General features: G+C 37.5%; 14 protein-coding genes. 10 read left to right on the top strand and 4 right to left on the bottom strand.

Translation table 11 applies throughout. From position 1 onward, the window contains the following. The first annotated feature begins 14 nt into the window (after positions 1-14). The 8 genes from D778_RS05755 (at position 15) to D778_RS05720 (ending at position 4,446) form a co-directional block, all read left to right on the top strand. Positions 15-413 carry an OB-fold protein gene (locus D778_RS05755; RefSeq protein WP_007648621.1) on the top strand — a complete coding sequence of 133 codons (399 nt, stop codon included), beginning with the start codon at positions 15-17 and terminating at the stop codon, positions 411-413. After that, on the top strand, positions 392-1,234 hold the full coding sequence (locus D778_RS05750; RefSeq protein WP_007648620.1) for a DUF5777 family beta-barrel protein: 843 nt from the start codon (positions 392-394) through the stop codon (positions 1,232-1,234). The genes D778_RS05755 and D778_RS05750 overlap by 22 nt, the downstream gene beginning before the upstream one ends. A 6-nt stretch (positions 1,235-1,240) precedes the next feature. Continuing rightward, positions 1,241-1,597 (top strand): hypothetical protein, encoded by a 357-nt coding sequence (locus D778_RS05745; RefSeq protein WP_007648619.1) that lies wholly within the window; start codon positions 1,241-1,243, stop codon positions 1,595-1,597. A gap of 4 nt (positions 1,598-1,601) precedes the next feature. Beyond that, positions 1,602-2,147 (top strand): YceI family protein, encoded by a 546-nt coding sequence (locus tag D778_RS05740; protein ID WP_040491635.1) that lies wholly within the window; start codon positions 1,602-1,604, stop codon positions 2,145-2,147. Further along, positions 2,144-2,662, top strand: coding sequence for an ankyrin repeat domain-containing protein (locus tag D778_RS05735; RefSeq protein WP_007648617.1), 519 nt, complete (start codon positions 2,144-2,146; stop codon positions 2,660-2,662). Before D778_RS05740 ends, D778_RS05735 begins: the two co-directional genes overlap by 4 nt. A gap of 102 nt (positions 2,663-2,764) precedes the next feature. Then, complete coding sequence (locus D778_RS05730; RefSeq protein WP_162138291.1) at positions 2,765-3,451, top strand: T9SS type A sorting domain-containing protein; 687 nt, start codon at positions 2,765-2,767, stop codon at positions 3,449-3,451. A 201-nt stretch (positions 3,452-3,652) separates the two neighbouring features. Next, a complete protein-coding gene (locus tag D778_RS05725) occupies positions 3,653-4,087 on the top strand; it encodes a DinB family protein (RefSeq protein ID WP_051052638.1) in 435 nt (144 codons plus the stop codon). Positions 4,088-4,104: 17 nt separating this feature from the next. Then, positions 4,105-4,446, top strand: coding sequence for a cupin domain-containing protein (locus tag D778_RS05720; protein ID WP_040491592.1), 342 nt, complete (start codon positions 4,105-4,107; stop codon positions 4,444-4,446). Between the two features lie 624 nt (positions 4,447-5,070). Here the strand turns inward: D778_RS05720 and D778_RS05715 are convergent. From D778_RS05715 to D778_RS05700, 4 genes are all read right to left on the bottom strand, one after another. Next, the gene (locus D778_RS05715) at positions 5,071-6,051 is read right to left on the bottom strand and encodes an SDR family oxidoreductase (RefSeq protein WP_007648614.1); all 981 of its coding nucleotides are present in this window, start codon (positions 6,049-6,051) and stop codon (positions 5,071-5,073) included. 372 nt (positions 6,052-6,423) lie between these two features. Then, positions 6,424-7,713 carry a nucleotide sugar dehydrogenase gene (locus D778_RS05710; protein WP_007648612.1) on the bottom strand — a complete coding sequence of 430 codons (1,290 nt, stop codon included), beginning with the start codon at positions 7,711-7,713 and terminating at the stop codon, positions 6,424-6,426. 343 nt (positions 7,714-8,056) lie between these two features. Next, positions 8,057-10,531 (bottom strand): polysaccharide biosynthesis tyrosine autokinase, encoded by a 2,475-nt coding sequence (locus D778_RS05705; protein WP_007648610.1) that lies wholly within the window; start codon positions 10,529-10,531, stop codon positions 8,057-8,059. 3 nt (positions 10,532-10,534) lie between these two features. Beyond that, the gene (locus tag D778_RS05700; protein WP_040491590.1) at positions 10,535-11,329 is read right to left on the bottom strand and encodes a polysaccharide biosynthesis/export family protein; all 795 of its coding nucleotides are present in this window, start codon (positions 11,327-11,329) and stop codon (positions 10,535-10,537) included. A gap of 105 nt (positions 11,330-11,434) precedes the next feature. Between D778_RS05700 and D778_RS05695 the strand changes: the two genes are divergently transcribed. Beyond that, positions 11,435-13,297 carry an ABC-F family ATP-binding cassette domain-containing protein gene (locus tag D778_RS05695; RefSeq protein ID WP_007648608.1) on the top strand — a complete coding sequence of 621 codons (1,863 nt, stop codon included), beginning with the start codon at positions 11,435-11,437 and terminating at the stop codon, positions 13,295-13,297. 240 nt (positions 13,298-13,537) lie between these two features. After that, positions 13,538-14,302 (top strand): O-methyltransferase, encoded by a 765-nt coding sequence (locus D778_RS05690; protein ID WP_007648607.1) that lies wholly within the window; start codon positions 13,538-13,540, stop codon positions 14,300-14,302. Positions 14,303-14,375: the final 73 nt, after the last annotated feature.

Raw genomic sequence — 14,375 nt, 5'->3', positions numbered from 1 at the left:
ACTATCAAGATATTATGAAAGCAAAAACCGTTAGAACAGTCATTTTAATTCTTTTGTTACAATTAACAGGTTTCTGTATTATTTATTACAAACAAATGCTTAAACCTCCAACCCCAATAACATATATAGAGAAAGAATATAGTATAGATGCAAAAGCAATTTACATGGAGTTTCAGAGTGATAACAAAGCTTTTGATGAGAAATATTTAAATAAAATTGTTGGTATAACAGGTATTGTTACGGCCGTAAAAGATTCTTTAATAATACTAAATAACAAGATTGTATGTATCCCCAATTTAAAATTCAGAACCTTAAAAATAAACCAACCTATAAAAATAAAAGGTAGGTACATTGGTTATGACGAACTGTTTGATAATATAAAAATAAATGAATGTATAATAGAATCCTTTTAATAATTGTATTATTTGTGTTTGGGTCCCAAATCAAGGCTCAAGTAAATCTTTTGGACAGTCTTGATATGGCACAAAATGATCGTACCACAAATACTGCTTTTAAAGGTTTGCAAATAGTGAACTTGCAATCTACAAAAATGATAAATAAGGGTGATTTTTACTTCCTTGTATCTCATAGGTTTGGTTCATTAGATGATGGTGTTAATACATTTTTTGGACTAGATAATGCCAACACTAAAATTGGAGCTATTTATGGTGTTAAAAATTGGCTTGCTTTAGGTCTTTCTAGACACACACTCAATAAGGTTTATGAAGGAACTGTAAAATACAGGATAAGTACTCAAAACCAAAAAATGCCTGTAACATTAGTTGGATATCATAGTCTTCAAATTAACAGCCAGATAGATAAAGACACCTACCCCGATCTATCATTTCAAAATCGTCTTACATACGTGTCTGAAATTTTAATATCCCGTGCTTTTTCAAAGAAATTATCTCTAGAATTGGTTGGCGCTTTTATCTATAAAAATCTATACAATCCACAAATTGAAAACCAAAAACAACTTTCTGTCGGAGCTGGTGGTCGTTTTAAGTTATCCAAGCGCCTATCCTTAAATGCAGAGTATTTATATGCAAATAGACCCTCTTTTTACAATAACCCCCTCTCATTAGGATTAGATATTGAAACTGGAGGCCATGTGTTCCAATTATTATTTACCAATTCACAAGCCATGACTGAAAGCGAATACCTTACCAACGCCACAGGTGATTGGACCAAAGGTGAAATATACTTTGGATTTAATTTATATAGAGTTTTTTAAAAAATTATGAAAAAGAAAATGTTTGTCATGATTCTAAGTAGCGTTCTCTTTGGCTGTAGCAACAATACCTATCAGGAATTGGAAGAACAGCTACAGATCGAAGAGTCCGTTACTTATAATAAACAAGTGAAAGTTATAATCCAAACTAATTGTGTAAGCTGTCACTCAATAGGAAATGTAGCAGGTTTTAGACCTTTAACAGATTATTACTTACTAAAAGATGCAATTTTAAATACCAACTTATTGGATCGTATTCAAAAACAGAATGGTGAACCAGGACTGATGCCACAAACCGGAAGAATGGCTCAAAATCAAATTGACATAATCCTTCAATGGATGGCAGATGGCTTATTGGAACAATAAAAACATGAAAACACTCATACTTACATTATTAGGGATAATTTTTATAACGCCTAATACTTTTGCCCAATATTATAAAACCAGAAATGGAAACATACAATTTGAAGCTTCTGTTATGGGTTTCGAAGAAGTGAAGGCCAAAACAAATGCTGCCTCTGCTATATTAAATAGTTCAACCGGTGAATTTGCAACCATTGTGTTTATTAATGCCTTTCAATTTAAAATCGGGTTAATGCAGGAGCATTTCAATGAAAACTATATGGAAAGCGAAAGATTTCCTAAAGCTTCATTTAAAGGAAAATTTAAAAATTTTGATGCAAACAAGGCCTTAAAAACAGATGGTCAATTGGTATTGGATGGAGAGTTAACAATCCATGGGGTAACCAAATCCATACAAATAGAATGTAAACTTGATAACAATGAATCATCCTTGATCCTTAATGGGGAGTTTATGGTGCATCCAGAAGATTTTAATATCCAAATCCCAAAACTGGTACAAAATAAAGTTGCTAAGACTGTTAAAGTATCTTTTAAATATAATTTAAAACCATGAAATTATTGATTTTAATAATGTTTCCATTTGTCGCCATGGGGCAAAGTAATCTTAACTTCGATATTTTTGAAAGTGTGAGAAAGGGTAACTTGATTCAAGTTAAACATATTTTGAATCAAAATCCTAAAATAGCAGACTCATTAAATAAGCACAATCACTCACTACTTATTATAGCTGCATATTATGAGCAACAAGAAATCTTGGAATATATGTTACCTCTTGTCTCTAACATAAATCACAAAAGTGAGAATGGTACAGCATTAGCTGCTGCTGTGGTAAAAAACAATTTCTATATAATAAATACCCTTTTAGAATACAATGCAAACGTAAATTTAACTGATGCTAAAGGAGTTAGCCCTCTTATGTATGCTATCTTATTTAAAAATACCAAAGTCATTAATTTATTATTAAAACATGGTGCAGATAAATCTGCTCTTGACAATACCGGAAAATCCACTTTTGAATATGCCGTTTCAACGGGAGACCAAAACATAATTAATCTTTTAAAAAACTAAATCATGAAAAAACAATTACTTTTATTATTGGTATTGATCCTAATTCAAAATGAATTAAGTGCTCAAGTAAAATCAACGGGAGTTGTTAACCTTCTATCAGGAATGACAGTCAGAATAGATCTGGATGATAATACTAACACAGCCACTCTTACTTTTACGGGTCCAGCAGACAGATGGTTTGCTTTACAGTTTGGCGAATTTAATAATGGGGATGGTATGCAAAATGGAGAAGATGTTGTATACTATAATGGCACATCCTTGGTTGATGCCGTACATAATGGTATTGGCGTCGCTCCTTCTTCCGATTCTAACGATTGGAATCTAATTTCAAATACAGTTTCTTCTGGTACACGTACCCTAGTCGCTACCCGACTGTTTGATACTGGAGACACTAACGATTATATATTTAATTATAGCAATAATTCCATAGATTTTGCTTTTTCAAGAAGTAGCTCAGCTAGTTTTAGCTTAGCGTATCACGGATTCTCCAATAGAGGCTATGCAATTGATAACCAATTTACAACCTTAAGTATTGAAGACTTTGAAATAAAATCCAATGTCGTTTCATTAATTCCAAATCCAGCAATATCAAGTTTTAAAATCCATACTAACTCAGAGCAAAAAATAGTGCAAGCGACAATTTATAATGCTCTTGGTCAAAAAATAAAGTCCATTAAAAAAGATCTATATAACAGCATCAATATCTCTAATTTACCTGCTGGCAATTACTATGTAGAAGTTCTAAACGATTCTAATGAAATTATATTAAAAAAAATCATCATCAATTAAAACATCTTAGTCATAAATAGGTCATCGATCCTCACCTCTGCCTTAGCTATACATCAAATTTAATCCAAAGTAAATGATGTCTTTATTTAGCTTATACGCAAACGAGGTGCTGATCCAATGTATTTTATGGCTCTAAAAACTGCTAACCTACAAATCTAAAAACAATCAAACTAAAAATTATGGATTCAGTCTTTAACATTTTTGGAAACTAATAGGCTGTTATTTCTAAAACTAGTTAACGAATTGTCTTTTAAACAATTAAACACTATTCCTGATGGATATAATAACAACATTATTTGGAATATAGGTCATATAATAACAGTTCAGCAAGCACTAATTTACAAATCATCTGGTTTAGACATATGTCTTTCCGAAGAGGTCTTTAATAATTATAAACCTGGCTCCTTTCCAAATAAAAATATTTCCAAAGAAAACATAATGGATCTTAAACTTAAATTAACATCCATAATACAACTCACTAAAGCAGATTATAACACAAAAATGTTTAGTAATTTTAAGCCTTTTAAAACCAATGTTGGGTTTAACCTGTCAACTATAGATGCAGCTTTTAAATTCAATAATTATCACGAAGCCATGCACTATGGTATAGTAAAATCTCTTGCAAAACTAGTGTGAATAATAAAATTTATAAAATGAAAACAATACAAGACAACTATACAAATTCAAAGGATTTAAAATGGAAACCAAGCAAGCTAGTAGGGTTCTCCAGCAAACAATTAAGCCTTTTAAACAACTGCAGCTTTAAACTGATAAAAATAGAACCTCATGCCATGTATCCCACACATTCACATCCCAATAAAACTGAAACTCTTTTAATAATAAGCGGTACACTGGCAATAACTATTGGAGATATTAGGTACCAAGGTATTACCCATGACTTTTTTGTGTTTCCCTCTGGGTCACGTCATAGTATAATGAATCTAACCAATAAAGAGTGTTTAGTTTACGTAACATCTATTAAAAATGAAAACTAAACTCCTAGGTAAAATTTAAAATAGATTAAAATCTAAATACAATAGTTTAAAACTAAATAGGTTTAACTCTGGATTTTGAGCTTATACAACTATCATAATGCAAACATGGTTCTCAAGTTCTGTCTAAACCAAAGTTGGATCATGACAAAATTCATGAAAAAATCAAACAGTAATCGTACTAAAAAATTGTCATGTATTTAGACTCCTCGCAAAACATAAAATCAACCAAAGGGAAGTTAATAAAAACAAACCCGACACTACCTGCAGCCTAACTTAAATTAAAGAATTTGACTAAACCTCTATTTAAAATTTTATAAAAAAGTACCTAATTATAATCATATTCCTAAACAATATAAATCATCCCAACTGTTTTGAGAAATAGTGAGCTACAACACGCTATAAACAATCCTTAAACAAGGGAGTTATGAACTACATGCTAAAGATCATTCCCAAAAAATCTTAAGAAGAAAGTTGTGTTGTTTTTGTTTGTTAATATGTAGATGAAGCCTAGTTTCATGTGATTTATAAAAAAAAGTAACAACTTGGTTTATTTAGCGCTCCATGAAACAGATTGCCACGCTTCGCTCGCAATGACGCTTTCAGAGAAGGACTAACAATGACAGCTTATTTATTAAAATAATCCCAAGTCAGTTTTAAGCCCTCCCTAACCGAATACTCAGGTTGGTAGCCCAACAACTTCTCAGCCTTAGAAATATCAGCCAAGGAATCCCGAACATCCCCTAGACGCTCCGGACCATGGATGGCATTTAGCCTTGAATCTGCTGCCTCGCTTAAGGCCTGCCACAAATAATTAACAGAAATCCGCTCACCACAAGCCACATTAAACACCTCATTACGGGCCTCTTTGGAGGCAAAAAACCCTTTGATGTTGGCTTGCACGGCATTGGCCACAAAGGTAAAGTCGCGGGTTTGCTCCCCATCCCCATTAATGGTTGGCGACACCCCATCCTTTAAGGCCTGCATAAACAAGGGAATGACGGCTGCATAAGCCCCATGGGGACTTTGCTTGGGTCCAAACACATTAAAATAGCGCAAACCTACCACATCTGTGCCATAGGTTTTACCAAACACATCGGCATAGAGTTCGTTCACGTATTTGGTAACAGCATATGGGGACAAAGGCTTGCCTATCTGAGCTTCTACTTTAGGAAGGCTTTTGCTGTCGCCATAGGTGGAACTGGAAGCAGCATAGACCATTCGTATCACGGTATCGCTTTCCTTTAGGGCGATCATCATGTTTAAAAATCCAGAGATGTTCACGGCATTGGTGGTTGCAGGATCGTTTATGGAACGTGGTACAGACCCCAAAGCGGCCTGATGCGATACATAGTCCATGCCTTTCATCGCTTGTTTACAGGTTTCCAAATCCCGAATGTCTCCTTCCATCAATTCAAAGGCAGGATGGTCCCTGAATTCCGTAAGGTTTTCACGATAGCCGTTGGAAAAATCGTCTAACACCCTTACTTTTTTGGCCTTGTGTTTTAGGAGGTATTCAACTAGGTTGCTTCCAATGAACCCAGCTCCTCCAGTTACTAAAAAGCTAAGAGTTGATAAATCTTGTTTTTGATATGGGTTATGATACATGATACTTAGTTTGTTGAAAGACTAAAAGTAAGTGTTTTAATGAAACACTAAAACTAAAATAGTTTATAGTTCATTTTATTAGTTGAAATTCAAGAACATGACTCTTCTTTTTTTGTGAGCCCCAAAAATACGGTGTCATTGCGAGGAACGACTTTAGGAGTGACGTGGTAACGCCTTGGATTGAAACACCACTTACACCTCCCGATTCACGCACCTCCCGTACGGACAGATCGCGATCTGTCCACCACCACCATCATCACCCGTACGGATAGGTCGTGACCTGTCCACCACCACCATCATCACCCGTACGTACAATTCGTGACCTGTCCACCACCACCATCATCACACATAAGGATAGGTCACGACCTGTCCCTACAACCTCCCATCAACAGTCTCCTTAGGCAGTAAGGACTTGACGTCGAAAATAACACCGATTGGGGATTTTAACTTTTGCAAATCCAACTTCAGGAATTCTTTATGGCACACTGCCAAGACCACTGCATCATAATTCTCACCTAAGTCATTTTTGTGGCACAACAAATCGAAGCCATATTCTTCCTTAACTTCCTCGGAAGAGGCCCATGGGTCAAACACATCTACATTCACGTCATAACTTTCAAATTCCCTAATGATATCAATCACCCTGGAATTACGTATGTCGGGACAGTTCTCTTTAAAGGTAATCCCCAATACCAGCACCTTGGCCCCTTTAATGGTCGCTCCTTTTTTAATCATCATTTTCACCGTTTCGGTAGCCACATAAGACCCCATACTATCGTTCATTTTTCGCCCTGCCAAGATGATTTCTGGATTATACCCAGATTCGATGGCCTTTTGAGCCAGATAATACGGATCTACCCCAATACAATGTCCGCCAACCAGACCTGGGGTAAAATTGATAAAATTCCATTTGGTTCCTGCAGCCTCCAAAACAGCTTTGGTATCGATATCCAAAAGCCTGAAGATTTTGGATAGCTCATTCACAAAAGCGATGTTGATATCCCTTTGTGAGTTTTCTATCACTTTGGCTGCTTCTGCTACCTTGATGGAAGGAGCCATATGGGTACCTGCCGTGATAATGGATTTATAGAGGTCATCCACCACCTTGGCTATTTCTGGGGTGGAACCCGAGGTTACCTTCAATATTTTGGTTACCGTATGTTTTTTATCTCCCGGATTGATACGTTCTGGGGAATAGCCTGCATAAAAATCGGTATTGAATTTCAAACCGGATTGGGCTTCTAAAATAGGCACACAGATGTCTTCTGTAACACCTGGGTAGACCGTGGACTCATAAATAACGATATCGCCTTTTTTTAAAACCTTCCCAATGCTTTCACTGGCTTTTACCAACGGCGTAAAAATAGGCTTGTTTAGGTCGTCTGTAGGCGTTGGCACGGTAATGATGTACACATTGGAATCGGCCAAGGCTTCCAATTGGTTGGTGACATACAGTCCGTTTTGACCCTTGTTTTCTGAAAGCAATACCTGTTTTAAATGCTTGTCCTCCACTTCCAAAGTACGGTCTTTGCCTGCTTGAAGTTCGGCAATACGTTTGGTATTGATGTCGAATCCAACCACTGGATACTTTTTGGCAAATTCCACGGCTAAAGGCAAGCCTACATAACCTAATCCTACAATGGTTATTTTATCGTTATTCATAGTCTTATATTTTGATTAATAGCTTTATTTTTTAATGAATTAATGAGTTAATGAAATAATGATTTAATGAGCTAATAAACACAAATTCTTAATTCATAATTCTTAATTCATAATTCTTAACAAGCGTCTTCGACCCTTCGATATGCTCAGGACAGGCTCAGCTCAGACTAACAATCACTTATCCCTTATCCCTTTTCACTTTTCCCTTTTCACTTTTCACTTATGCCTCTTCTCGATGTGTTAATGAAATAATGATTTAATGAGCTAATAAACACAAATTCTTAATTCATAATTCATAATTCATAATTCTTAATTCATAATTCTTAATTCATAATCCCCAAAATCAAATCCGCTTTAAAAAGGCCTTCACCTTCTTAAAGATGCCCTTATCTCCCGATTCGTGATAGGCATTGCCATACACTCCATAGCCATAACCATAACCATAACCATAGCCATAGCCATAATTATGATTGGTTTTGTGCTTGTAGAAATTCAAAATGAAATGGATGTTCTTGATTTCCCCAGCACGGTATTTGGCATTGATCAATTGCAACATCCCTTTTTTTGTATAATCCAAACGGATCATAAACAGGGAGGTATCGGCATATTTTACCAATTCCAAGGCATCGGTCACCAAACCTAAAGGAGGGGTGTCCAGAATAATGATATCATAGGTCTCCCTTAAAGTTGCAATCAGTTCTTTTAATTTAGGGCTCATCAACAATTCGGAAGGGTTTGGAGGGATAGGCCCTGCAGGGACCACGTCTAAATTATCAATATGGGTTGGGTATTTGACCTCATCAAAAGGTTTTTCACCTATCAAATAGTTTACCATCCCATTATCGTTACTCAAATTAAAATCATCAAATATTTTTGGCTTACGCAAATCCAGTCCCAGTAAGATGGTTTTCTTACCACTTAGGGCATAGACCGTTGCAACATTGATGGAACAAAAGGTTTTCCCTTCCCCGGATACCGAAGAGGTAATCATGATGGTTCTTCCACCCTCCCTTGGAGCCTTATTTAAAAGGAACTGCAAACTGGAACGGATGGAACGAAAGGACTCTGCTACAGCCGACTTGGGCTTTTCGAACACCACTAAGTTGTTGTGGTATCGGTATTTTCCAATCAATCCAATAATAGGGATTTTCGACAAGCGTTCTACCTCATCGGACCCATGAATGGTATGATCCAATAAAAAGATGACAAAGATGAGAAACATAGGGATAAAAAACCCAAGCATCAACCCCATCATATAATTCAAGGATTTGTTGGGGCCTATCAAGCCTCCACCAATGTCTTTGGCTTCATCTATAATACTGATATCAGATACGTTTGCTGCCTTTACTATGGCTGCCTCACTGCGTTTGTCCATATACACATTATAGGCCTCCTGACTGATATCCAATTTACGTTGGATCTTTAAAAACTCCTGCTGGTCTTCTGGCAAGCCACTTAATTTGGCTTCCAGGCTAGCAATGTTACGTTGCAAGGAATTCATTAAGGTTTTAATGGTGCTCTTGGTCGCATCAATGGTCTCCAACAACACATTCTTTTCGGCATTGATGCGTCGGTCTATATCTTTAAAAATTTCAGAATCTTCCCTCATGGAGTACTCCATGCTTTGACGTTCTATGGCCAAAGCCGTGATTTTGGAAACCGAACTCATGATGTTTGCTTCCTCAATCCCAACCGAACTGGGTGCTGCAATACGTGTATAATCGGTTTTGGTACGCAGGTAGGTTTCTAAGGCGTCCAAATAATTCAGCTTGGTGATTTCAACTTCCTTTTGGGATTCCAAGTCTTTTAATTTGTTGGAAATCTCAGTCATTTCCATAGACACATCAAACACCTTATTCTCTTTACGGAAGGTGTTCATTTCCTCGCCATAATCTTTTAAATTGGCATTCACAGCTGCCAAACTACTGTCAATAAACTTAATGGTATTGGTAGCATAAAGGTTTTTGCGTTCCAGCTCAGACTCGCTTAAAATAACTGCCGTGGTATTTAAATAATCCACAATTTTGGCTTTGTTGGTACCTGCCAAAGACAGTACCAAAACAGAGGCTGAAGAATTGCTGTAAGGCTTTACCCCGATGCCTTGTTTGTAGCCATGGACCACATTATCAAAATTACTGAATTGAAGAAAAAATTCCAGCCCCGATTTAATGGTCCGTTCATTTCTTGGTTTTATCACCCCATGTAAAAAAGGCAGATCGATAAGCTCCCCTATTTGATATTGTTTGCTAAAGGGTCCTACAGGCAAGGAAACAGGAACACGTGCTTTGGTGTCATAGATTTGTCCAGACCCTTTTTCGGATTCAAACTCAGTAAAAATTTCAAAGCTATCCCCAGACAAAAATCGCACCCCTATAAAATGTCCCAACACCTGTGGTTTGGTCTTATCCAATTCAAAAACAAAAGGGGCATCCTTGTAAACATCCACCTTACGGTACTTCCCTTCCACAAAATAATTCATATAGGATTTTAAGGAATCCACCACTTTTTCGTTGTGCGTTCGGGTTTGAAGCGTGGTAATGGTTTTGCCCATTTTTCCAGACACCCCTCCCCAGTTGAAGGAAATACTGGTATTGGCCGTAAAAAAGGGATTCTGGTCGTTCTCAACGGAGATTAAGGAATCCAGTTTATAAACGTTTTGTTTTCTAACATTGATAAAATAAGCGATAATTAGGGCTACCCCGATACAGGCCAGCACAAATTTCCACAGGTTTAATACCTTAAATAAATACCCTCTAAAATCGAAGTTGATACTTCCACTCTCTCCTTGGTCTATATCTTCAAATTCGTATTCTGCCATGGCCTAAATTCTATCTATTAACAATAGGGTTGTGGTTACTAAAGACAAGGCTGTAACAATGGTGCCAACGGTTTGCATGGTAGTGGTTCCCGTACCCCAGGATTTTTGCTTTAAGGGCTTGACATAAATAATGTCATTGGGCTGGATGTAATAATAAGGCGATTGCATGACCTTGGCATCCAAAAGGTTGACATGATGGATTTGCTGCCCTTGTGGGTATTGCCTAATTACCAACACATCTTTACGGTTGCCCGTCATTTGAATATCACCTGCATTGGCCAAGGCTTCAAATATATTCACCCTGGCTTGGTACAGGGTTTTGGTACCAGTGCTTCCCACTTCCCCATTTACCGTATAGCGAATGCCCGTAAGCTTCACCGATACAAAAATATTGGCTGTTTCCTTAAACTCCTCTTCCAGTAGCTTTTTCTCCAACATTTGCTCGATTTCTTCTGTGGTATATCCCAACACATTGATTTCCCCCAAAACCGGGATGCGTATGTTTCCATGTAAATCCACCGTAAAACCATCAAAATAGGCTCGTTCATCGCCATCGGCATTTAGGTTTTCTTCGCCAACCGGGTTAAAGATTTGCACATTATCCTGTTCCAAGGCCTTGACACGGATGTTTAATATATCGTTGATCTGAATTCGATAGGGTTTTTGTTTTTCAGTAATCACCTGGGTGCTATCTGTGGCCTGTTCCATATGTTGCAAATACACCAAATCCTTATTTGGAATACAAGACATGATACAAATACACATAAGGATACATCCAAGAACGAAGGGCTGCTTCATGAGGTACTTTATAGTTTATTCACAAATATAACTTTTCAGTAGGAATATCAAAACTAATGTGGTTAATTTTGGTTTTTATACGTTTATTTGCAAAAAATAGCTGTTTTGAACTACTTAACCGTTGAACATATTTCGAAATCTTACGGAGAGTTAACCCTCTTCCAAGACCTTTCTTTTAGCATCCACAAAGACCAAAAAATTGCCTTTGTCGCTAAAAATGGGACTGGAAAAACATCCATCCTAAACATGCTCTCTGGAAAAGACAGTCCGGATTCGGGCAGCATTGTTTACAGGAAAGACATCCAGGTCGCCTTTCTGGCGCAGGACCCGGATTTGAACCCCAACTTAACGGTTGAAGCCGCTATTTTTGACACCAAGAACCCAGTTTTGGATGTGATAAAAGCTTATGAAAAAGCTTTGGAACATCCTGAGGACACCGAAGCATTTCAAAAGGCCTTTGAACAGATGGAAAGTCATCAGGCCTGGGATTTTGAAACCCAATACAAGCAAATCCTGTTTCAATTAAAACTGGAAAACCTAAACCAAAAAGTAAGCACCCTTTCTGGAGGTCAGAAAAAACGTTTGGCTTTGGCCATAGCCCTATTGAAAAAACCGGATTTGTTGATTTTGGATGAGCCTACCAATCACCTGGACCTGGAAATGATTGAGTGGCTGGAGGATTTTTTTGCCAAGGAACAGATGACCTTGTTTATGGTGACGCACGACAGGTATTTTCTGGAACGTGTGTGCAATGAAATTATTGAATTGGACCAAGGGGAACTGTTTACTTATAAAGGAAACTACTCCTACTACCTGGAAAAAAGGGAAGCCCGAATAGAACATGAGGCCGTGGAACTTGGCAAAACCAAACAACTATTTAAAAAAGAACTGGAATGGATGCGCAAGCAACCCAAAGCCAGAACCACCAAGTCCAAATCGCGCATAGACGATTTTCACGACATCAAACACAAAGCCCAGCAACGTCGCAACGACCATGAGGTACAATTGGAATTGAATATGGAACGTTTGGGCAGTAAGATTTTGGAACTGCACAAGGTGTCCAAAGCTTACAAAGACAAAATAATCCTGGATGGCTTTGATTACACTTTTCAACGAGGGGAACGCTTAGGGATTATAGGGAAAAATGGAACGGGTAAATCGACTTTTTTAAATCTGATTACCCAAACACAAGCACCGGATTCGGGTAAAATTGTAGTGGGTGAAACGGTACAGATGGGTTATTATACCCAAGCAGGCATTCAGGTAAAACCAGAACAAAAAGTTATTGATGTCATTAAAGAGTTTGGTGAGTACATCCCTTTAAAAAAAGGCAGACAGATTAGTGCGCAACAACTCTTGGAACGCTTTTTATTTGACAGAAAAAAACAATATGATTTTGTTGAAAAGCTAAGTGGCGGAGAACGTAAACGCTTGTACCTATGTACTGTTTTGATTCAAAACCCCAACTTTTTAATTCTGGATGAGCCCACCAACGACCTGGATATTGTTACCTTAAATGTTTTGGAAAGTTTTTTATTGGATTTTCCCGGCTGTTTGATAGTGGTTTCGCACGACCGGTATTTTATGGATAAGGTTGTGGATCATCTATTTGTGTTTAGAGGTGAAGGGCTCATAGAAGATTTTCCAGGGAATTATAGCGATTTTAGAAGCTATGAAGACAGTCTGCCACAAGAGTCTTCCATCAACGAAACCAAAAAGGACAAAAAAGAATGGAAAAAAGACAGCAACAACAAACTGTCTTACAACGAGCAAAAAGAATATAAAAATATTGAAAGTAAATTAAGCTCACTGGAGTACGACAAGAAAGCCTTGGAAGCCAAATTCCATGACGATAGCCTAAGTCCAGAACAGATACAGGACTTATCCCAAAAACTACAAGAGATCATGGATGAAATTGAAGCCAAGGAGTTACGCTGGTTTGAATTAAGTTCGAAACTGGAGGGGTGAGGGTTGTCGGTTGTCAGTTATAGGTTGTGAGGTGTTAGGTGTTGTGAGTTGTGAGATGTGAGTTGTGAGATGTGAGTTGTGAGATGTGAGATGTGAGTTGTGAGTTGTGAGATGTGAGTTGTGAGTTGTGAGTTGTGAGTTGTGAGTTGTGAGTTGTGAGTTGAGTTTAAAAAATTATGGGATAACTAAAAATCTATAACAAACCTGTCTACCGACAGGCAGGAACATACAACAGAAACCGTGTACCAACAAAAACAATACATAAAATTTCTATTAAAGTCCACCAACCAACATGGGGTCCATTCCCCTTTTGTGTACAATCTGGTTACCAAATGTTTTTATGACAGCAAAACCTATCCCGAATACCAAGAGCTAAAAGCCTACCGAAATCAATTGTTAACCAACAAGCAGGTCTTGAACATCACGGATTTAGGTGCTGGTTCCAAGGTATCCAATCATACTACAAGACCTATCTCCTCTATTGCCAAGCACTCCGGAACCTCGTTTAAAAGAGCCAAATTGCTTTTTAGATTGGTGCGGTATTTACAATGTGAACAACTTTTGGAATTAGGCACGTCCCTAGGTATTGCAACCCAAGCTTTGCATGTAGGACAGCCCAAGGCCAGCCTGACCAGCATTGAAGGCTGCCAAGCTATATCGGACACTGCCAAGACCTATTTAAAAAACACTGAAAACATCAAACTTCTTGTTGGGGATTTTGACACCCAGTTGACGGCTTTAAAACAAACCCATTTTGATTTGGTATTTTTTGATGGCAACCACAGCAAGGAAGCCACTTTAAGGTACTTTAAAACCTTACTGCCCAAAGCCCACAACGATTCGGTGTTTATTTTTGATGATATTTACTGGTCCAAAGACATGACAGAAGCTTGGGAGCATATTAAAAAACACCCTCAGGTGACAGCGACCATCGATACATTTTTTTGGGGCTTGGTGTTTTTTAGAAAAGAACAGGCTAAAGAGGATTTTGTTATAAGGCATTAGGTGTTAGGTGTTAGGTAAATATATTTTTTAAATTTCAAGTTTGAACCTTTTCCTTTAGTTTTACCCCTTATGT

Source organism: Xanthomarina gelatinilytica (assembly GCF_000348685.1).
GTDB classification, from domain to species: domain Bacteria; phylum Bacteroidota; class Bacteroidia; order Flavobacteriales; family Flavobacteriaceae; genus Xanthomarina; species Xanthomarina gelatinilytica.
Note: the sequence above shows the minus strand (reverse complement) of the source record. Positions and strands in the feature narration are given on the sequence as shown.